Source organism: Coriobacterium glomerans PW2, from assembly GCF_000195315.1.
GTDB classification, from domain to species: Bacteria; Actinomycetota; Coriobacteriia; order Coriobacteriales; family Coriobacteriaceae; genus Coriobacterium; species Coriobacterium glomerans.
The window spans coordinates 780658-801803 of record NC_015389.1 but is presented as its reverse complement, the minus strand read 5'-3'; the positions used below and the strand labels follow the sequence as shown (position 1 = coordinate 801803).

The window sequence follows — 21146 nt, the reverse complement described above, 5'->3', positions numbered from 1 at the left end:
GATTCTGCGAGCGGAGTGGGGGTAACCATGGCAGACGAGCTGAGAGCCGGCATGACACGCGATGAGGCACATGAGCTGCTGCGCGCGCACAACAAAGATTCGTTCCACATCGGTCACGCGGAGACGGTCGAGCAGACGATGCGCTACTTCGCTCGCGAGCTCGATCCGGGCAATGAGGAGTTCTGGGGCATCGTCGGCCTGCTCCACGATCTCGACTGGGAGGAGCACGCCGATGATCCCAGCATGCATACCGTTCACGCCGCCTCCCTCATCGAGACCGCCGGGGGCACGGCGGCGCTCATCCGCGCCGTTCAAAGCCATGCGAGCGACTACAACGACGATCTTCCCAGACCTGAGCTCCGCATGGAGAAGATTCTGTTCGCGACCGAGGAGCTGACCGGGCTGATCGGAGCCGTCGCGCTCATGCGCCCTTCCAGAAGCGTCATGGATCTCCCGGTGAAGTCGCTCAGGAAGAAGTTCAAGGACAAGCGCTTCGCAGCCGGCGTCTCTCGTGATGTGATCCGCGAGGGTGCCGAGATGCTCGGCTGGGATCTCGATGAGCTGTTCGCACGGACCATCGACGCCATGAGATCGTTCGCACCCGACCGCGACACGTTTGCGTCACCGGAGACGAGCGGGAGCTAAGCATCCATGCGTAGCATGGATGCGCACGGATACGATGACGGAAGCGCACCGCAGCCTCGGCGATGCCGTCGGTCACGCGCTGCAGGCGCTCATCGATCGCACGTGTCGCCGACCGAGCCATCTGCGCCGCCTTGCTTGCTCTAGCCGCGCACCTGACCGGACCCACGCAGCACGTACTTCCAGGTCGTGAGCGCCTCGGCGCCGAACGGCCCGCGAACGTGGAGCTTCTGAGTCGAAATGCCGATCTCCGCCCCCATTCCGAACATGGCTCCATCGGTGAAGCGCGTCGAGGCGTTCGCATAGACTGCAGCGGCATCGACTTCGCGCAGGAAGCGCTCGCATGCGAGCCCGTCCTGTGCGACAATCGCCTCGGAGTGACCGGTCCCGTAGCGGTTGACGTGCTCGATCGCCTCATCCAAACCAGATACGACCCTGACGCTGATCTCGAGCGCCAGATATTCCCGGCTCCAGTCCTCATCGGTCGCGTCCGCAAAGCGAAGCCCGAGTCTGGCATCCTGCGCCATAAGCGCATCAGCGGCCTCTCGCGTCTCGGCATCACCGTGGACGAGCACCCCGGCTGCAGCGAGCGCGGATAGCGCCAACGGTATGAAGCGTCGTGCGATCGAGCGATCCACAAGTAGCGACTCGGCGGCGTTGCACACGCCGACGCGGCATGTCTTGGCATCGAGCAGAATAGCGAGCGCGCGCTCGGGATCAGCCGACTCGTGCACGTAGATATGGCAGTTGCCCGTACCCGTCTCTATGACCGGCACCTGCGCGTCGCGCACGCAGCGCGCGATGAGACCGGCGCCGCCGCGTGGGATGAGCACGTCGACAATCCCCCGAAGGCCCATGAGCGCGGCGGTCGCCTCCCGATCGGACGACTCGATGATCGAGACCGCTGCCCGGTCGAAACCGCTACGCTCCACCGCGGACGCCAGCGCATGCGCGATCACGGCGCTCGACCGGCGCGCGAGCGCGCCGGCGCGCAGTATGCAGGCGTTGCCCGCGCGAATGCAGATGCCGGCAGCATCGGAGGTCACGTTCGGCCTGGCTTCAAAGACCATCGCGACCAGTCCGAGCGGCACGCTCACGCGCTCGAGCTCGATGCCGCTGTCGAGTCCGCGCCGTTCGAGCACTCGTCCGCAGGGATCGGGCAGATCGGCCAGCCTCTCGAGCCCCGCCGCCATGTCCTCGACGCGCGCGGGCGTCAAGGCGAGACGATCGAGCAGCCCCTCTGGGGTTCCCGCCGCACGGGCCGCCTGCATATCTTGCGCATTGGCCGCAAGGATATGCGCCTGACTCTCGCGCAGGCACGCCGCCATGAGGCGCACCGCAGCGACGCGACGCGCGTCGGCGGCGAGCCCCAGCGCGCGCGAGGCCCTCTTGGCGCCGACAGCCAGCACGCGCACCCTCCGCGTGATCTCATCATCCATCGCAGCGCTCTCCTTTCGCAGCGGTCCTTATGTGAACACGATCATCTCGTCGCGATGCACCGCCGGCCTGTTCGCCAAGGCGACGAGCAGGCGATTGGAGGCGATCTCGTCCTGATGGCGCCCGGCGGCCAGCTTGAGCTCGTCCGATGGGGCGCCCGCGCGTCCCCGCGCGATCACGAGTCCCTCGTCATCGCAGATGTCGAGGATCTCACCGGTCGTGAACTCACCGCGCACCGCGACGATACCGACCGGCAACAGCGAGGAACCGTGCTCTCTGATCGCGCATGCCGCGCCGGGATCGACGCTCACCGAACCGTGCGCGGCATCCCCCAGCGCGATCCAGAGCTTTCGCGGTGCGATCTCGGTGCGCGGGGCCGCCGGTTCGAACAGCGTCCCGATCCGTTCGCTGCGGGCGAGCCTCACGAGTGCCCGGGGCTCGGCACCCGAGCAGATCACGCTCGGGATGCCAGCTGTCATGAGAATCCGGCTGGCGCGGACCTTCGTGATCATGCCGCCGGTGCCCACCGCGCTCGATGAGTCGCCCGCCCCGGCGATGATCGCGCCGTCGATGCGCTCAACCACCGGGATGAAGCGAGCCGTCGGATCGATCGCGGGATTGGTCGTGTAGAGCCCATCGATGTCCGACAGGGTCACGCACAGATCGGCCGAGACCAAGCAGGCTACAAGGGCTGCGAGCGTGTCGTTGTCACCGAAGCGGATCTCCTCGACGCTCACGGTGTCGTTCTCGTTCACGACCGGGACCACCCCGAGCTCGACCAGGCGCACAAGCGCGTCGCGAGCATGCAGATAGGAGGTTCGCCTCGCCGTATCGTGCCGGGTCAGCAGCACCAGCGAACTCAGCAGCCCCGCCGCGCTGAACGCCTTGTCATAGATGGCCGACAAGACGCACTGTCCCACTGATGCGCACGCCTGGAGCGTCGGCATATCTGAGGGTCTCGCGTCGAGATGCAGAACCGGAACTCCGCAGGCGATGGCCCCGGAGCTGACCACGACGAGGCGCCAGCCCGAGCCCCGCAGGTGCGACGCCTGCAAGGCGAGATCGCGGATAAAGGCGTTCGCGATCCCGCCGTCTGGATTCACCAGAAGCGATGAGCCGATTTTCACCACCATCGTTCTATATGATGACACGCTCGCTCCCCTCCTCCGGCTCGCCGCGATAGGATGTCAGACGCAGACCGGCGGGTCTAGCGCTTGGGCGCCTTCCAGGGCAGCGCGGAGGTCGTGGTCGCCATGCGCTCGCGGACCAATTCATCGCGGACGCGCGCCAGACCGCTCTCCATGCCCACCACGTAGGTCTGCGGGTACAGGAAGCGCTTGTGCGCAGGATCGAGCGACGCGATGGCCGAGCTGCAGCGCTCGCGAGCGGCTTCGAGCGACTCACGCGGGCCGACCCCCCTTCCGGCTCGCACGACGGGCTCGAGCAGCTCCCGGCTGGCAAGACCGCGCACACTCGTCACGAGCGCCGCGTCATCGACAGCGACGAGCGTCGTTCCGCGCGCATCGTCGGCACCCTCCAGATACGCCTCGTCATAGATCATGTCGCACACCGGGCACCCCGCCTCATCCATGTAGCGACGCAGACGCTGGACCCCGGGAATCGTGCGCTTGTAGGGCTGCTCGGACAGTTTGAGGACAGGCGTCCAAGCCGAGTCTCCCGGATCGCGACGGGCCGCGAGCTTGTAGACCCCGCCCAGTGCCGGCTGATCGTAGCAGGTCGCGAGCTTGGTGCCCACGCCGAACGAGTCGATCGGCGCGCCCTGGTCGAGCAGCGACTGGATCGTGTACTCGTCCAGATCGTTCGATACCGATATCTTGACGTAGCCGAGCCCCTCCTCATCGAAGCGAGCGCGCACATAGCCCGAGAGCTTGGCGAGATCGCCCGAATCGATGCGGATCGCCGCGAGTGCCTCGCCGCGCTCCTCCATCTCATGGGCGACTATTATGGCGTTCTCGACGCCCTCGCGAACGTCGTAGGTGTCAACGAGCAGCGTGCAGTTTTTGGGCATGGAGCGCGCGAAGGCCCGAAACGCTTCGAGCTCGGTCGGAAAGCTCATGACCCAGCTGTGCGCGTGGGTGCCGAACACCGGAATGCCGTAGCGCCGCCCGGCGAGCACATTCGAGGTCGATGCGCAACCGGCGATGTAGCTCGCGCGCGCGACGGCCATGCCGCCGTCAGGGCCCTGAGCGCGCCGCAGACCGAATTCGGCGACGGGTCTGCCCTTCGCCGCCTCGACGACGCGCGCTGTCTTTGTGGCGACCAGGGTCTGAAAGCCGATGGTGTTCAGAAGCGCGGTCTCGAGCAGCTGGCACTCGAGCGCGGGTCCGATCACGCGCGCCATCGGCTCGCGCGGAAAGACAAGCTCGCCATCGGGCACGGCATCGATGTCGACGTGAGCGCGAAAGTCCCTCAGATAGTCGAGAAAGCCCGACTTGAACAGCGCGCCGCCGCCGGGGGCGGTCAGCGAGCGCAGGTAGTCGATATCCTCTTCGGTGAACACGACATTCTCCACGAGCGCGGGAAGCTCAGAGGTTCCGCACATGACGGCGAACGCGCTGCCGAAGGGATGATCGCGATAGAACACCGTGAAGCACCCGTCCTCGGAGAGCTTGCCGCTTTCCCACATCGCTTGAGCCATGGTGATTTCATATAAATCGGTGAGCAGCGCGATATCGGTGGGCCGTGTCGCATCTGTCAGAGCCATGAGCGCCCCCTCTCCCTCTTTTGTCTCGACTGTGAAAGCACCGAGTGACACCGTCGATGCGAGCGCTCGGCCGCGCCCCGCTCAGATGACGCCGGCATTGGTCATGATGATCCAAGCCAGCGCGACGGCCACGCACAGCAGGCACAGACCGATGATGATCTTCTGGGCGGGCGGCATCGCAGGGAGCCCGTCTTTATCCTGACCGGCTGAGAGCACCATGCGCTGGCCGAATGTTCTGGGCCGCGTCTGCGGGAGCGCATCGGCATCCTCTCTTGCGGATGGAGTTCCCGAGCGCTCCGCCGGCATCGCCGCCGCTGCGCGGCGAAGCCGCTCGAGCTCGGCGCGATCCTTGCGCGCCTTCTCCGCGCGCAATCGCTCGAGCTCGGCGCGCTCGGCCGGAGTGAGTGGAACGTTGCTGTCATCTCCCATGTGTCAGACCCGCTTTCCATTTCCGGACGGCGAGCGGCCGTCCGCGACGTGATAGTTGACAAGCAGTATACCCCTCGCTGGCGCATGCGTCGCCGCACGAGCCGCGATCTCTTCGTGCGAAAGACCAAACCGGTCTCTACAGCGGCTCTCCTTCTGCAGGTGACTTCCGGACCTGCGGGGACGCAGGCTCCTCCTCCCGGGCTGCGACGCCTGTGGCATCGAATGGCGGGATGAAGCTCTCGCCGACCGTGCCACCCTGCTGCCAGTACATCGTGGAAAAACCCAGATCGTCGGCGTGGTCGAGCACCCGCTCATAGTCCGCATCGGCGAGCGGGCCGCAAAGCGCTCCGCCCTGAGCGCGCATTCGGTTGTTGGGCGTGTACTGGTTCATGACCGAGATCGCGACGTCGCCCGCGGTCTTCCAGATGAGATCGAGTACGCGAAGCGAATCATCCACATGACCAGGCAAGACGAGATGGCGCACGATCAGGCCGCGCTTGAGCATTCCCGCCTTGTCGAAGAGCTCGCCCGCTCCCCGCTCGACCTGAGACGCCATCTCGATGAGAGCACGGCGCGCGATCTCGGGGTAATCCGGGGCACCGGACAGCCGGCCGGCCAGAGCCCCGTCGGCGTACTTGAAGTCTGTCAACCAGACATCGACTGTCCCGGTGAGCGCACGCAGCGCCGATACCCGCTCGTAGCCGCTCGTGTTGTAGACGATCGGAATGTCGAGACCGCGTCGGCGAGCAGTCGATACGGCATCTGGCAGAGCCCAAGCGTAGTGCGTCGCGGTCACCAGGTTGATGTTCGCGGCACCGGCGTCTTGGAGCTCGAGCATGATCTCGACGAGCCGCGCAGATGAGATCGGAACCCCGAAGCCGCCGACTGAGATCTCCTGGTTCTGACAGTAGACGCAGGCCATCGAGCAGCCGCTGAAGAAGATCGCACCCGATCCCGCTGTGCCCGAGATCGGTGGTTCCTCCCACATGTGCAGCGCGGCACGCGCGACCCGGATCTCGTCGGCGGCACCGCAGACGCCGCGCTCCCCCGCCGCGCGCGCCGCCCGGCACCGACGCGGGCACAGCTCGCAACAACGAGGCGTACCCTCGAAAAATGACGCATCTGGATTTCGGTCCATTCGGGCCGGCACCGATCTGCCCCCTTCCCACGTTTCGCTGAAATTCTGTATCTACGTTGTGGGCAGACCGAGCTTCGTCTGTCCGTGTGCATATCCGGGCTCGATGAAGCGCTGCAGGATCTCCGCCAGGGCTCCCTGCTCACCGGTTGCGGCGGTGACGGCATCGCAGTGCGCTCGCGTGTCCTCGCACACGTTGGCCACTCCCACGCCGATGCCGGCGGCATCCAGCATCGAGATGTCGTTCGCGGAGTCGCCGATGGACATGACCTCATCCATGTCGATGCCGAGCATCCCAGCCAGTCGGCGCACGCCCACGCCCTTGTCCATACCAGCGGGGACGAACTCCAGATAGCGCCTGGCTGAGTAGGTGATCGCGACTCTCGTGGCATCGAGATCGGGGCGCAGCCGCTCGCCGAGCCGCTGCAGGGCGTCGAAGTCGGTGTCCACATAGAGGATCTTGACCACGTCCTCATCCCCGACAAAGCCCAGATCGCGCTCGGTGCCCGTGAGCGCGGTGACGCCGCGCATGCCCGCCAGATAAGAGCTCTCGGCGTCGCGCACCCCCTGGGTGTAGATCGTTCCGCTCGGCACGTAGACGTGCATGATGCGATGCTCATCCATACCGCGACGGTAGAGCTCCTCGGCGACTGAGCGATCCAGAGTCACGCTCGTCAGAGGTTCGTCTTGGCCATAGCGGTTGATGAAGCCGCCGTTGAGTGATATGACATAGGTACCGGTGAGGAGACGCTGGTCGACGTCCTCCAAGTTACCCATGATCGATGGGTAGGGCCGCCCCGAGCACGGCACGAACAGCACGCCGAGCTCATGCAGGCGCTCGAGTGCTGCGATATTGGGTGCCGGAACGCGGTGCGCACCGTCCAGAAACGTATCGTCCATATCGCTTGCGATCATACGGATCATCGGTTCCCCCTGATGCCATCGGTGTCTCAGATGCGATCTGCAGCGTTCAGTACAGCATGCCCATCGCGTCGCGAACCTCTTCGAGTGTGTCCTGAGCGATGACGTTTGCGCGGCGGTTGCCCTCTGCGATCACATCTCGGATGTAGCCGAGATCTCCCTCGATGCTGTGCCGCCGTTCCCGGATGGGTGCGAGGTAGCTGTTGACCGCCTCGGTGGTGAGCGCCTTCAAGGCACCGGATCCTGCGCGGCCGATCTCGGCTGCGATGTCGCACTCGTCACGCCCCGTGACGGCGGCGGCTGTGGTGAGCAGGGCCGAGACGCCCGGGCGCCTCTCGGGATCGAAGGTGATCTCGCGCTCGGAGTCGGTAGTCGCGCGCCTGATGGCTCGAGCCGTCTCGTCGGCGTCCATGGACAGCGCGATGGCGTTGCCGTAGGACTTGCTCATCTTGCGCCCGTCCAGGCCCGGAAGCACGGGCACCGAGGAGAGCAACGCGTCCACCTCAGGAAAGATCTTGCGATAGCGCTTGTTGAACCGGCGAGCGATCGAGCGGGTAAGCTCTATATGGGGGAGCTGATCGCGGCCGACCGGCACGATGTTGCCCTTGCAGAACAAGATGTCGCAGCTCTGATGCACCGGGTAGGTGAGCAGAAGCCCGGTGAGCTCATGGCCGCTGGCAGCCATCTCGGCCTTGACGGTGGGGTTGCGCAGCAGCTCCGCCTCGCTCACAAGCGATAGAAACGGCAAGATGAGCTGGTTGGCGGCGGGCACCGCGGAGTGAGTGTAGATCATCGTCTTGGCCGGATCGATGCCGCACGCCAGGTAGTCGATCACCATGTTGCGCACGTTGTCCTGGATGTGCTCGGTCGTGTCTCGGTCCGTGATGACCTGGTAGTCGGCGATGAGCACGCTCGTTCGCACACCCATGTCCTGCAGCTCGACGCGGAGCTTGAGCGAACCCAGATAGTGACCCAGATGGAGCCGACCGGTCGGTCGGTCTCCGGTGAGCATCGTGTATCGTCTCGGGTGCACTGCGAGATCCGCCTCGATCTCCTCGCTGCGGCGCAGGCTCGCTTCATAGCTTCGTTCGTTGGGCATGATGGGACTCGCTCCTCGCGCTCGAAGGTGTTGCAACGTCATCAATCCTAGCACGCCGGGCGATGGTCCAACCAGCTCGCAGGCGCCTCCGTGCCGTCCCGGCACGATTCGGCTCGCATCGGGGAGCCACTTGCGCATCACCGCCCGTCATGTTCTTTGCCCTCCTGCCGGTTGCGTGCGCATCGAGCCCGCCGGCCCCTGAGTCTGCGCGCGTGCGCGCGACGACATGCGCGCGCCTCCTCGCGAAAGGCAGGGTTCTCCGGGCTCACGATCTCGTCCTCGCGGGTCTTGGGATTGTAGTGATGGCGCAGCACCGGCTCGAACAGGTGCAGACGAGCTGCGAACAGCGCGGAGCAGGCGAGCAGCGCGAAGAAGATGAGGATGCGCAGCTTCACGTCGACCTGATTGATCGCGATCGCCCCCAGCGACAGCAGGATGCACCACGCGTATATGAGCATCACCGCCTGACGCTGATCGTAGCCCTCTTGGATGAGCCGATGGTGGATATGCCCCTTGTCGGCCTGACCGATGCTCACATGCGCCCGCATGCGGCGCACGATCGCCGACAGCGTGTCGATGATGGGCACGCCGGCTACGATCAGAGGCATGAGCAAAGAGGTGAGCGCCGCGGTCCGGCTGACGCTCAACAGTGATATCGAGCCGAGCCCGAAACCGAGCAGCAACGCACCGGAATCACCCAAAAAGATACTCGCGGGGTGAAAGTTGTAGCGCAGAAACGCCACGCAGGCGCCGAACAGCGCGATCGACAGCGCCGCCGCGTCATTGCGACCGGACAGTACAGCGAAGCTGAACATCGTGGCGCTCGATATTGCCGAGATACCCGTGGCCAGCCCATCCAGACCGTCGATCAGGTTGATGATGTTCGCGTAGGCCACGAGATAGAGAACCGTGATCGGCCAGGCGAGCCATCCCAGATGGATGTAGGATCCGGGCGCGAGAGGATTCACGATGCTGCCGATCGTAAGGCCGCCCGATGCGGCGATGATAGCGCCCAGCAGCTGGCCGATGAGCTTCATATGGGGTGTGAGCTGAAAGATGTCATCGACGACGCCGGTGATGAAGACCACCAGAAAGGCGATCGCGAGCGCGGGGTAGTTGACCGCGAGACTCGGGTGCGGGATGAGCGCCGAGGGCCATCCCCACAGCTTCGTACCGATCACCTGCACGGCACAGGCCAATGTGAGTCCGCAGAAGACCGCGATGCCGCCCAGACGCGCCACGGGAACGGTGTTGACACGGCGTTTTGAAGGATAGTCAACCGCATCGATGCGAAATGCGAGACGCTTGGCGGCCGGCACGATCGCAAACGTGGTCGCAAACGCGACGAGCGCGATGCATATGTGAGGGGCGAACAACGTCATAGCCGCAATCTGCCGCGAGGTACATGCCAGCCGACCGATCGCGCGGCCGGCCTGGAGGCCCGGCGCGCGAGAGGATGCGGTCTCATCTATGATACAGGAGAAACCGATCGAGCGATCGACACCTGCCGGTAATCATCATGACAGCAGATACCCGCTCGGAGCGAGGCCGCGGCACTCGCGCACCCGCAGCGGCGGGGCGGATTCGCGCCGAGGACGTCGGCCTAGCGCATGGCGCGCCGCGCGAGCGCCGCAGCGGCCACCGCGACCCTGGATCGGATTGAATTCCCGTTGAGCGGATGATTGTGAAGATCGGTGAGTTGCGCGCAGAACGCAGCTCCATCTTCTGTCTTAGTTCAGCATAAGTCAAGACTGGTATTCGATTCGCGGCACGTTAAGATGAAGGTGTTCCGCCCCCCGCGGAGCAACTGGGTGAACCGTCGCATTGTTGTAAGGGAGCCCACACACTCGTTCTCAGTACAGGTATCCTTCGTTGTTAAGGACGCTGGAACAGACGATGAGGGCACCCACCTTGTTAGGTGGGTTCATTAACGTGAAGCGGGGGGCGGCATTTTCTTGCCGGCCGGCAGGCCTTCGCACAACCCTCCGCGTCGCCACGCGACTGACGTTCATGAAAAAAGGCCCCGAATGCTCGGAGCCCGAAGGAACAAGGGGTGGAGACGAAGGGAATCGAACCCTCGGCCTCTGCCATGCGACGGCAGCGCTCTCCCAGCTGAGCTACGTCCCCAAGACAAGTGTCTATTCTAGCAAGCATGCCCGCCGTGTCAACGAAAATAATCGGAGGTTGCCAGATGCCCCCGCTGCGCGCGCGCTCGAGCACCTGATGAGACATCGAATGCGCGCGAGCGCATATCCCTGGACGCTCGATCGCACTGGTAGAATAGGCTCGCAGCTCGAATGGGCGAGAAACGGGAGGGACACGCATGGAACGGGAGGGCTTCTTCAGCCGAGTCTACGAGATCGTGGAGCAGGTGCCTGCTGGCAGCGTCGCCACGTACGGCCAGATCGCCCGACTCGCCGGCGCGCCTCGCAGCGCACGGTATGTGGGCTTCGCACTCCATCGCAACCCGCAACCGGGTGCCATACCCTGCCATCGCATCGTCTTCGCCGACGGGAGGATCTGTCGGGGCTTCGCGTTTGGCGGCGAACAGGCGCAGCGGGCCATGCTCGAATCCGAAGGGGTCCTCTTCACCGATCTCCACCATGTCGACATGGGCCACTGCCGCTGGCCCGCGGGCATGTGAAGCTGACATGTCAGCGTTGCCGGCTCATGACAGCTTGTTTCGAGCACGGGGCTCGGCGGTATCATAAGCGGTGATGTCGGCAATCGCGGAGGATACCGGTCGGCACAGCCGGCCGGATCGAGATCCGCACCAAGGAGGCAGTTCATGTCCGCAGAATCTGATAGCATCATGAGGCTCGTGCTCATCCGCCACGGCGAGAGCGCGTGGAACAGACTCAATCTGTTCACGGGATGGACCGACGTCGATCTGACCGACACCGGCCGTCAGGAGGCGGCGGACGGTGGCAGGGCGCTGCGGCGGGAGGGGCTCGACTTCGACATCTGCTACACATCGTATCTGAAGCGCGCCATCCGCACCTTGAACATCGTGTTGGAGGAGCTTGATCGCGAGTGGCTGCCCGTCACCAAGAGCTGGAAGCTCAACGAGAGGCACTACGGCGCGCTTCAGGGTCTGAACAAGACCGAGACCGCCCAGAAGTACGGCGAGGACCAAGTGAAGATCTGGAGGCGCAGCTTCGATGTGCGACCGCCCGCGCTCGATGCGGGCGATGAACGCGATCCTCATGGCATGGCGATGTATCGCGAGGTGAACGCCGATGAGCTGCCCTTGAGCGAGGCCTTGAGCGACACGATCGCGCGCGCCTGGCCCTACTTTCAGAAGCGCATCCTACCAGAGATGAGATCCGGCCGTCGGGTGCTCATCGCAGCGCACGGCAACTCCCTGCGCGCTCTCGTCAAGCAGTTCGATCATCTCGGCGACGATGAGATCGCTGGCGTGAACATCCCCACGGGCATCCCCTTGGTCTACGAGTTCGACGCGCAGATGAACGTGACAGACAAACGCTACCTCGGAGATCCGGCTGCGATCGAAGCCAAGATGAACGCCGTCGCCGATCAGGGCAAGGCGAGCAGGCCCGCCTGAGCAGGACTTCTGGCGGCCGCTCCGAGAGCGGCAAGGCATCGACCATGTGCGGTCCCAAGTGAGGCGATTCACGTGAGGAGGCGCGCCGATCAGCCGAGCGGACCCGCCGCGCGGATCTCATCGGGCAGATGGGAGCAGCGTCGATCGAAGTTGTCTCGGAACATCGCCGCGAGCCTGCGCGCCGAGATGTCGTAGCGCGCGGCATCCGACCACAGAGCGCGCGGGTCCAAAAGCTCATCGGGCACACCCGGGCAGCGCGCGGGAACATCGACGTTGAAGATCGGGTCGCGCGCGTAACCGCCCTCATCCAAGGTTCCCTCGAGCGCGGCGCGGACGAGCGCGCGGGTGCTTGCGAGCTCTATGCGGCGGCCCTCCCCCGCGGGCCCGGCGATCCAGCCGGTGTTGAGAAGGTAGACCCGAGCATTACGGGAACGCAGACGACAGCCGAGCATGTTCGCGTAGACCATGGGGTCAAGCGGCATGAACGGCTCTCCGAACAGCGCGGAGAATGTAGGCGTCGGCTCGTCGACGCCCTGTTCGGTGCCGCTGACCTTGGCTGTGAACCCGGTCACGAAATGATACATCGCCGCCTCTGGCGTGAGCCGCGCGATAGCCGGCAGCACGCCGAACGCATCGCAGGTCAAAAACAGGATGACCGTGGGCTCCGGCCCCATCCCGCGCGCGTTGGCGCTCGAGATGTGCTCGATCGGGTAGCAGGCGCGCGTGTTTCTGGTGATGGAGAGATCCGTGTAGTCAGGGACGCGATCGCTCCGCAGCACAACGTTCTCGCTCACGCACCCGAAGCGCACCGCGTTGAATATCTCGGGCTCGTGCGAGGCGTCCAGATTGTCGCACTTCGCGTAGCAGCCGCCCTCGAGATTGAAGACGCCCGCAGACCCCCATCCGTGCTCGTCGTCGCCGATGAGCAGGCGCTCCGGGTCCGCCGAAAGCGTCGTCTTGCCGGTGCCGGACAGCCCGAAAAAGATCGCGGTGCCCCGTCCGTCACGGTCGGTCGTGGCCGAGCAATGCATGGTGAGCACGTCGTCTTCGACGGGAAGAATGTAGTTCATGACGGAGAAGATCGACTTTTTGATCTCACCGGAGTAACCGGTGCCGGCGATCACGATCATGCGATCCGTGAAATCGATGAGGACCGCCGCCGCAGAGCCCGTGCCATCGCGCTCGGGATCGCAGTGAAAGCCCGGGGCGACGAGCACGACGAAGTCCGGCTCGGCGTCCGATCGCTGCTCCGAAGGCGTCGGCCTCACCAGGATCTGTCTGACGAACAGCGCCTGGCTCGCCCGCTCGCACGCGACGAGAAAACTTCGCGCGTGGGTGCGGTCCGCTCCGGCGAGCCCCTGCGTGACGAATAGATCGCGCGCGGCCAGGTGGCGCGCCACACCGTCGCGGACGCGCTCGAAGCACGCTCGCGAGATCGGATGGTTCACCGCGCCCCAGGCGATGCGCTCGCTGACACCGGCCTCCTCGACGATGAAGCGGCTCTTGGGAGCGCGCCCGGTATAGGCACCGGTCCTGAGATGGAGTGCTCCCGCTGCGTCCAGCACGCCCTCGCGACGAGCGAGAGCCTGCTCGATCAGGGCGGCAGCGGGCAGGTCGACCGATACCCTGGGATCACTGGATGCCGGGCCGGGATCATCGGTCGCCCTGGGCTCTGCCGGGGGTGTCCGCGGTTGAGCGTCCGGAACTGAGATGACCCCCTCTCCTTCGTTGATGCCGAATCGTGCGAGCAGCTTCATGACATTCGATCGCCTCATCGCGACGATGCCTCCAGTCGAATAGGGAAACGGATGCGCCTCTCTCAGCCGAGAGATCGCGCTCCGCTCGAAGCTGAAGCGCGAGCTCTCGTCTGAGCGGGCACCCTTGCTTATACATCAGCTCGGGGCGCGGCCCGGGCTTCCATCGCCGAACGGCGGCGGAGCTCTTCCAGACGGACGAGATCTCGAGCGAAGCCCGGGAGCGCGGGGCGGTTGCCGCGCGCGCATGCGGCGATGAGGGCGTGCAGCCGCAAGGAGGGGACGTCGGACATGGATACCCTTTGCGCGATTATGGGGCCGCGCGGGCGCGCGGGCGGCGGCCACGGTATAATTTCGTGAGTCATGGGGGCAGCCGTCTGAGTCGGGCCCTCTCAGCTCGAGATGAATCGATGAGGCAGACGCGATGCACAACCCGCTCGACACACTTCGCACAAAGATCATGGCTCGGCGCGGCGCGCCCGCGGCGAGCCCAGCGGAGCGGCGACGCGCGCGGGAAGCCGCCGGGACCCCGCACGGCCGCGGACGCGGCACTCGCGACCAGAGCTGTCTCGCGAGGCTGATCAACCAGTGGTGGAACCGGCTCCTCGACTCCGTGTACCGCGGCTCGCTCAGTGACTCCGAAGCCGTCTACGAGACGCACTGCACCAAGCGCGACTACGTGTGGAACACCGCTGGCACGGCGGTATGGGGGATGGTCTTCCCCTTGTTGACCATCGTCGCGACCCAGCTTGTCGGCACGCGGGGTGCGGGCATGTTCTCCATGGCCTTCGTTTTGGGCACGCTGCTCATGATCGCGGCCAACTACGGCCTGAGGACGTTTCAGGTCTCCGACGTCGACGAGGAGATCGCCTTCTCCTCCTATCAGGTGAACCGCTGGATGACGGCGGCGGCGGCCTTCCTCGCCGCGATGCTCTATTGCGCGATTCGCGACTACACCCCTTACATGGCCACGATCTCGCTGGGCGTATGCGCCTACAAGCTCGTCGATGGCGTCGCCGACGTATACGAGGGCCGGCTTCAGCAGGCCGACAAGCTCTATCTGGCGGGCATCTCGCAGACGCTGCGCTCGGCAGCCGTGTGCGCCGCGTTCGCGCTCATCCTGCTGATCGGCAGAAACCTCGCTGCAGCGGCGATCGCGATGGCCGTGGTGGCCGTAGCGTCACTCGTGCTCGTGACGCTGCCGCTCGCGCTGCTCGAGACCGAGAAGTCGCGCAGTCCCAGGGCAGATGAGGTCATCTCCCTGTTCCACCAGTGCTTCCCGCTGTTCGCGGCCCTGTTCTTGTTCAACCTCACCGAGAGCGCGCCGAAATTCGTCATGGAGGGCGCGATGTCCTACGACAACCAGCTGTTCTTCAATGCGTTGTATTTCCCCGCACAGGGGATCCTTCTCGAGATCGGCTTCGTCTACAAACCGCAGCTTCTGCGCTTGGCGAGCATCTGGGCCAACCCGCGCAAGCGCATGCGGTTCGATCTCATCATACTGGCCGTCATGGGCGTCGTGCTCGCGCTGAGCGTGCTCACAGCGGTCATGATGGGCTGGATCGGCATCCCGCTCATGAGCTTTTTCTACGGAGTCGACTTCGAGAGGTTCCGCGTGCTCGCCTGGCTCATGGTTCTCGCGGGCGGCGTGACGGCGGCCATAGACTTCCTCTATGCCATCATCACCGTTTTACGGCGGCAGCGCGCGGTGATGAAGCTCTATCTGATCGCGTTCGCGGCATCGATTGGCCTATCGCTCGTGCTGGTGAACCTCATCGGTCTCACCGGAGCGGTTGCGAGCTATCTCGGCTCGATGACGCTTCTGCTCGTGCTGCTCATCGCGCACTACACCCGTATCAGGCGATCTATCGAACGCGAGAGAAATCCCTTTCTCTAGGAAGAGGACTCGAGCGAGAGGCGGATGCGCAACCCGGGCGACGTATCGCCTACTCGCCGTCTCTTACCGGCGCATACCAAGTCTGGCCGTCATCCAGGCGCAGCACGCCCACGCAACCGCCCGCCTCTGCCGCTGCGGCGGAGCAATCGATATCGATGCGATCGGCTACGCCTCCGGTCCTCGTCGTGTCTCCGACCGGCACGACGCATCCATGACCCTCGGAAGACGTGCCGGGGTTGCCCATGACATCGGCGTAGTCCCGAAGCGAGATCGACGGCGTGTGCCCCGCCACGACAACGGGCCCCGTCCCGTCGGTGCCGACGAACCCGGTCGGCGATCCCCAGAACTCCCCTCGGATCCATAGCAGATCCATCGGGTCCTGGCGGCTCATCATATCGCACAGCTGCTCGCGCGATGCGGCGGCCGCACCCTCGCCATGAGAGCAGTCCACGTTGGCCGAAGCGAGATAGGCGCGGGCGGCCAGCGCGTCGATGCCGGCATGCACCAAGATGAACAGCCTGTCGGCTGTCTCGACGACATCGTAGAGCGGCAGTTCGCACAACCAGTCCATGAGCCCATCCAGTTTATCGCGGTCGACCCGATCGAGCCCGGGCGCCGTCGTCCATCCTCCGTTCAGGACCCACGTGTCCGCATCGAGCTCATCTGTGCCCGCGAGGGCATCGAGCATCATGCGCTCGTGATTGCCGAGAATGGCGCGGGCACACGGAAGCGCGCGGACGAGATCGATCACGCCAACGGGATCCGGTCCGCGGTCGATCATGTCGCCGAGCACGTAGAGCGTGTCTTCAGCCGACGGCTGCGCCAGCTCGAGCGCACGATCCAGAGCACGCAGATGCCCGTGCGCGTCAGATGTCACATATGTCGCCACGTTTCCTCCACCTGTAGCGTTTTGAGACCCTCTCGACCGGACGTATCGGCTGTTCGTCTTCCGTGTGAGCGCTCGGACGAGGTGCTCGATCTGCTACCATACACCACACCGGCCCGCATATCGGGCCCCGATCGCGGGGCATTCGCGCCGCGCGGCCGCGGCTCGCCGGTATCTTGCACCCATCTTAGCAGCGAGACGGCAGGGATGACTTCGACAATGACTCGAGTGCATAATTTCTCAGGCGATCCGCCATGCTCCAGGGCCGCGTCCAAGCGCGCGGGTCGCCATCCGAGGCGATGCGCTCGGCCCCGCTTACAAGAAACCGCTCCGCGGGGGAAATGCATATGAACGTCTTTCCGTTCGCCTGCGTGCGACCTGTTCCGGATCGCGCGGCGCAGGTCGCCGCCTTGCCCTACGATGTGTTCGATCGCGCGTCGGCCAGGGATTTCGTCGCGGACAGACCGCTGTCGTTTCTGAACATCGACCGACCGGAGACGCAGTTTCCCCTCGACGAGGATATGTTCGCTCCAGCGGTCTACGCCCGGGCGGCGACGCTGTTCGCGAGCCGCATCGAGGAGGGGGTCCTCATCCGGGATCGGAGGCGATGCTTCTACATATACGAGCTGCAGCAGGGGGCGCACACGCAAAGGGGCATCGTGGGTGCGTGCGCCCTCTCCGACTACGAAGGGGGCGTGATCCGGCGGCATGAGGCGACCAGGGTCGCGAAGCGCGACGACCGGGTCCGCCACATCCGCGCCCTCGGTGCGCAGACCGGGCCCGCTCTTCTCGCCTATCACGATGAGACCGTGCTCGATGCCATCATCGATGCCGCCACCGCTGCCGGTCCCCTCTATCGGTTCGAGGACGAGCAGGGCACCAGACAGGCCGTATGGCGGATCGATCGGCCCGAGGCGATCGAAGCCGTCCGCGCGATGTTCGAGCGCGTGCCGCGCGCCTACATCGCCGACGGACACCACCGCCTCGCCGCGGCGGCGCGCGTCGGCGGCGCGCTGCGGAAGGCGGCCGCTGCTTCGGGAGGGCTCACCGGCACCGAGCCGTTCAACTTCATCCTGTCGGTGCTCGTGCCGGCCAGCCAGCTCAAGATCCTGCCGTACAACCGCATAGTCTCCGATCTGGGCGATATGGACGCGACCGAGCTGCTGGAATCCGTGCGAGCAGCGGGCTTCGAGGTCGAGAGCGCCGAGGAGCCGGTCGAGCCGAGAGCGGCCGGCATCATGGGTATGACTCTGAGGGGCCGGTGGTGGCGTCTCACCGCCACCGAGCGCCTCGCTTCTGAGATCGGTCGGGCCGACGCCGTCGGCGCGCTGGACGTCTCGGTGCTGCAGGAGCGCATCCTGGGGCCGCTTCTCGGCATCGACGATCCTCGTCGTGACGGGCGCATCCGCTTCGCTGGCGGCGAGGCGGGCTGCGCGGCGGCGCTCGAGCGCCTCACCGGACGAGACGGCGTCGCGTTCAGCGTTCACGCGACCGCCATCGAGCAGCTGTTCGCCGTCGCCGACGCGGGCCTGCTCATGCCGCCGAAGTCCACGTGGTTCGAACCGAAGCTCAGAAGCGGCCTGTTCGCGTACGAGATCCGCTGAGGCGGCGTCACACCATCGAGATAGGAGCGTCCATGAACGACTTCACGTTTTACTCCCCCACCAGGTTCGTGTTCGGTCGCGGCGCTGTCGATCGCGTCGGGCGCGAGCTGGCGGCAGATGGACGCCGTCGAGCGCTCATCGTCTACGGACGCGGATCCGTCGCGCGCACAGGAACCCTCCAACGCGTCCGCAGCTCTCTCGCCGCCGCCGGCATCGAGGCCGCCGAGCTCGGGGGCGTGCGCCCCAACCCCGAGATCGGCTCGGTGCGACAGGGGGTCCGGATCGCCCGCGAGATGCGATCCGACATCATCTTGGCACTCGGCGGCGGCTCGGCGATCGACGCGGCCAAGGCGATCGCGCTGGCGACGCCCTATGAGGGGGACGCATGGGACTTCTTCGCCAAGCGCGCTCAGCCCGCGGCGCCCCTGCCGGTGGCCGTCGTGCTCACTATTCCGGCATCGGGTTCCGAGGCGTCCAACTCAAGTGTCGTGAGCAATGACGCGGAGCATCTCAAATCCGGCATCAACACCGACCTGATCCGCCCGGTCTGCGCGATCATGGATCCCGAGCTGACGTTCACCCTGCCGCCCTACCAGACCGCAGCCGGGGTCTGCGATATGATCTGCCATGTCATGGAGCGTTTCTTTTCCGGCGAGCCGGCCGTGACAGTTACCGATGGCATCGGTTGCAGCCTCATTCGGTCTGCGATTCAGATGGGACCGCGCGTTATGGCGGATCCGCTCGACTACGATGCGCGCGCGAACCTCATGTGGATCTCCACGCTCGCCCACAACGGGCTCGCGGGGCTGGGAATGGGCGTCGCGGGGAAGCGCGACGGCGACTGGAGCGCCCATGCGCTGGAGCACGAGCTCTCAGCGCTCGACACCTCCATCACGCATGGTGCCGGACTCGCCGTCATCTTTCCGGCATGGATGCGCCACGTGTGGTCCGCGCACCCGGAGCGCTTCCTCACCTTCGGGAAGGAGATCTTCGACATAGAGCCCGTCGAGGAGAACCCCCTGGCCGCAAAGGATGCCATCGAGTGCTCCATCGATGAGCTGCAGAACTTCTTCGTCAGCCTCGGAATGCCGCGAACACTGGCGGAGCTTGGCCTTGTTGAGGATGACATCGAGTTGCTCCTGCCCGGGCTTCTCGCGAACCGCGGGGAGCGCTTCGGAACGTTCATGTCGCTCACACTCGACGATGCGCGCTCGATCTACCTGAGCGCGCTCAGGTAGCCAGTCCGCGCAGCAGTCTGATCTCGGCTGCGTAGCCGTCCAGCTCGTTGGGAGTCTCCAAGATGAGGGGCAGCCCCGAGAGAGCGGGATGCCTCACGATGCGTCCGAAGACGTCCAAACCTCCACCGAGTTCCTCGCAGCCGAGATAGCCCTCGCCGATGCGCGCGTGGCGATCTCTTCGCGAGCCCCGAGGACTCTTGGAGTCATTGACATGGACCGCGCGGAGACGCGCCAAACCGATCACGGTATCGAAGCGCTCGAGTACCCCGTCCAGGTCGTCGATGATGTCATAGCCCGCATCGGATACGTGGCAGGTATCGAAGCAGACACCGATTCGCTCACTGAGCTCGGGCCGTCGTTCGAGCACCCCTTCGATGATGGCGGCGAGCTCCTCGAAGGTGCCGCCGATCTCGGTGCCCTTGCCGGTCATGGTCTCCAGCAGCACGGTCGTGCGCTGCTCGGGAGCCATCGCCGCCGCGAGAGCGGTGATGATCAGCTCGATGCCGCGCCCCGCGCCCGCCCCGACGTGGGAGCCGGGATGCAGGTTGTAGAAGCCGCCCGGGAGCATCTCCAGGCGCGCGAGATCCTCTCGAAGGCATGTGAGCGCGAACTCGCGCGTGGAGGCCTTGTTCGAAGCGGGATTGCAGACGTAAGGGGCATGAGCGACGAGAGCGCCGAACTCGTTCGCGCGAAGCACCTCTCCAAGACCGGCGACGTCGACGCGATCCACAGGCCGCGCACGAGAGCCGCGCGGGTTGCGGGTGAAGAATGCGAACGTGTTCGCGCCGATCCCGAGCGCAGTCTCGCCCATGGCGGTGTAGCCCTTCGCCATCGAAAGATGGCATCCAATCGTAAGCATGGCGTGATCCTCTCGTCGGCCCCCGAGTTTCCCAGCTCGGCTCATCGCGGCGCCGCGTGCAGAGCTCGAGATGCCGCTCGGCGGCTATGATCCAGTTTAGCGCACCGGGCGGCGGGTATCATAGCGTGGTCATCGCGCGGGCCGTCGCATCTGCCGGGCGCGCCTCATGCTCTTATCACCGTTCCTCGAAAGGGATATGCCATGGGAGACATCAAAAGAATCGTCGCCATCGTCGGCTCGCTCCGACAAGGATCGTTCAACCGCACGCTCGCGCGCTATGCCGCCTGGTCTCAGAAGAAACGTGCCGATATCTCGATTCTTGAGATCGACGACGTGCCCTTCATGAACCAGGATATCGAGTTCCCCGCTCCGGAGGCCGTCACCCGCATCCGAGACGCAGTTACGCGGGCGCAGGGTGTGTGGTTTTTCACCCCCGAATACAACTCGAGCTTTCCTGCGCCCACCAAAAATGTCGTAGACTGGCTCTCTCGCCCGGTCGTGGCCGGAGACTACTCCACACCGCGACCGCTCACCCAAAAGCCTGTCGCCATCTCCGGCGTGGGCGGCAAGCGCAGGACCGCCAGCGTGCGAAAAAGTCTCTTCGATCTGCTCTCTCTGATCGGTGCGACCGTCATCGGCGCTGACGGTGAGGGATTCACGGTGCCCGGGCAGACCTGGCAGACGGGCCGATATGACATACCCGCCGAAGATCGAGCACGTCTGGACAGGCAGGGCGAGGAGTTCATCGCCGCGCTGTAGACGACCGGGGCACCGCGGAGCTCGCAGCTCGGTGAAAATGACATCCTCGACGTCAAGCATCCTTTCGGTCCTGGCGGCGATACGCGCGCATCATGGTTCCCGAAAGCGAGCACGTCGGGAAGGGCCTCATGAAAGCCACGGGTACGATCCACTGGGGAAAATGCAATCACAGCTGTCCTCTATATCCCTTGAGCCA

The 21146-nt window shown here is 65.1% G+C and carries 18 protein-coding genes and 1 tRNA gene; 7 read left to right on the top strand and 12 right to left on the bottom strand.

Translation table 11 applies throughout. From position 1 onward, the window contains the following. Positions 1–27: 27 nt before the first annotated feature. Entirely contained in the window at positions 28–645 is a 618-nt protein-coding gene (locus CORGL_RS03440) for an HD family phosphohydrolase (protein ID WP_041738567.1), read from the top strand. Positions 646–785: 140 nt separating this feature from the next. Here the strand turns inward: CORGL_RS03440 and CORGL_RS03435 are convergent, their stop codons facing one another. The 9 genes from CORGL_RS03435 to CORGL_RS03395 all read right to left on the bottom strand — a co-directional run bounded on the left by CORGL_RS03435 (position 786) and on the right by CORGL_RS03395 (position 10515). Then, positions 786–2081, bottom strand: a complete 1296-nt coding sequence (locus CORGL_RS03435; RefSeq protein WP_013708527.1) for a glutamate-5-semialdehyde dehydrogenase — start codon at positions 2079–2081, stop codon at positions 786–788. 27 nt (positions 2082–2108) lie between these two features. Continuing rightward, entirely contained in the window at positions 2109–3230 is a 1122-nt protein-coding gene (proB, locus tag CORGL_RS03430; RefSeq protein WP_013708526.1) for a glutamate 5-kinase, read from the bottom strand. A gap of 56 nt (positions 3231–3286) precedes the next feature. Further along, entirely contained in the window at positions 3287–4804 is a 1518-nt protein-coding gene (locus tag CORGL_RS03425) for a nicotinate phosphoribosyltransferase (RefSeq protein WP_013708525.1), read from the bottom strand. 81 nt (positions 4805–4885) lie between these two features. After that, positions 4886–5233 (bottom strand): hypothetical protein, encoded by a 348-nt coding sequence (locus tag CORGL_RS03420; protein ID WP_013708524.1) that lies wholly within the window; start codon positions 5231–5233, stop codon positions 4886–4888. 136 nt (positions 5234–5369) lie between these two features. Further along, complete coding sequence (locus CORGL_RS03415) at positions 5370–6371, bottom strand: radical SAM protein (protein ID WP_049777677.1); 1002 nt, start codon at positions 6369–6371, stop codon at positions 5370–5372. 51 nt (positions 6372–6422) lie between these two features. Further along, positions 6423–7292, bottom strand: a complete 870-nt coding sequence (locus CORGL_RS03410) for a Cof-type HAD-IIB family hydrolase (protein WP_013708522.1) — start codon at positions 7290–7292, stop codon at positions 6423–6425. 46 nt (positions 7293–7338) lie between these two features. Further along, positions 7339–8388, bottom strand: a complete 1050-nt coding sequence (trpS, locus tag CORGL_RS03405) for a tryptophan--tRNA ligase (RefSeq protein ID WP_013708521.1) — start codon at positions 8386–8388, stop codon at positions 7339–7341. Positions 8389–8525: 137 nt separating this feature from the next. Beyond that, on the bottom strand, positions 8526–9770 hold the full coding sequence (locus tag CORGL_RS03400) for a glycosyltransferase family 4 protein (RefSeq protein WP_013708520.1): 1245 nt from the start codon (positions 9768–9770) through the stop codon (positions 8526–8528). 672 nt (positions 9771–10442) lie between these two features. After that, positions 10443–10515 (bottom strand) — tRNA-Ala (locus CORGL_RS03395). A 196-nt stretch (positions 10516–10711) separates the two neighbouring features. Here CORGL_RS03395 and CORGL_RS03390 point away from each other — a divergent pair. Both CORGL_RS03390 and gpmA read left to right on the top strand, forming a co-directional pair. Next, on the top strand, positions 10712–11032 hold the full coding sequence (locus CORGL_RS03390) for an MGMT family protein (RefSeq protein WP_013708519.1): 321 nt from the start codon (positions 10712–10714) through the stop codon (positions 11030–11032). 144 nt (positions 11033–11176) lie between these two features. Next, on the top strand, positions 11177–11953 hold the full coding sequence (gene gpmA / locus CORGL_RS03385) for a 2,3-diphosphoglycerate-dependent phosphoglycerate mutase (RefSeq protein WP_013708518.1): 777 nt from the start codon (positions 11177–11179) through the stop codon (positions 11951–11953). A gap of 89 nt (positions 11954–12042) precedes the next feature. On the opposite strand, the gene pckA is transcribed toward gpmA, so the two are convergent. Next, entirely contained in the window at positions 12043–13728 is a 1686-nt protein-coding gene (pckA, locus tag CORGL_RS03380; protein WP_013708517.1) for a phosphoenolpyruvate carboxykinase (ATP), read from the bottom strand. A 403-nt stretch (positions 13729–14131) separates the two neighbouring features. On the opposite strand from pckA, the gene CORGL_RS03375 reads away from it, so the two are divergent. Further along, entirely contained in the window at positions 14132–15604 is a 1473-nt protein-coding gene (locus CORGL_RS03375) for a lipopolysaccharide biosynthesis protein (RefSeq protein WP_013708516.1), read from the top strand. 49 nt (positions 15605–15653) lie between these two features. Here CORGL_RS03375 and CORGL_RS03370 read toward each other — a convergent pair whose 3' ends face one another. Beyond that, on the bottom strand, positions 15654–16493 hold the full coding sequence (locus tag CORGL_RS03370) for a metallophosphoesterase family protein (protein WP_013708515.1): 840 nt from the start codon (positions 16491–16493) through the stop codon (positions 15654–15656). Between the two features lie 344 nt (positions 16494–16837). On the opposite strand from CORGL_RS03370, the gene CORGL_RS03365 reads away from it, so the two are divergent. Then, complete coding sequence (locus CORGL_RS03365) at positions 16838–18094, top strand: DUF1015 domain-containing protein (protein WP_041739072.1); 1257 nt, start codon at positions 16838–16840, stop codon at positions 18092–18094. A gap of 32 nt (positions 18095–18126) precedes the next feature. Further along, a complete protein-coding gene (locus tag CORGL_RS03360; protein WP_013708513.1) occupies positions 18127–19332 on the top strand; it encodes an iron-containing alcohol dehydrogenase in 1206 nt (401 codons plus the stop codon). Here the strand turns inward: CORGL_RS03360 and CORGL_RS03355 are convergent. Further along, positions 19325–20191: a deoxyribonuclease IV gene (locus tag CORGL_RS03355; protein ID WP_013708512.1), complete on the bottom strand. Its 867-nt coding sequence runs from the start codon at positions 20189–20191 to the stop codon at positions 19325–19327. The genes CORGL_RS03360 and CORGL_RS03355 overlap by 8 nt on opposite strands. Before the next feature lie 201 nt (positions 20192–20392). On the opposite strand from CORGL_RS03355, the gene CORGL_RS03350 reads away from it, so the two are divergent. Next, on the top strand, positions 20393–20950 hold the full coding sequence (locus CORGL_RS03350; RefSeq protein ID WP_013708511.1) for an NADPH-dependent FMN reductase: 558 nt from the start codon (positions 20393–20395) through the stop codon (positions 20948–20950). The last annotated feature ends 196 nt before the right edge of the window (positions 20951–21146 follow it).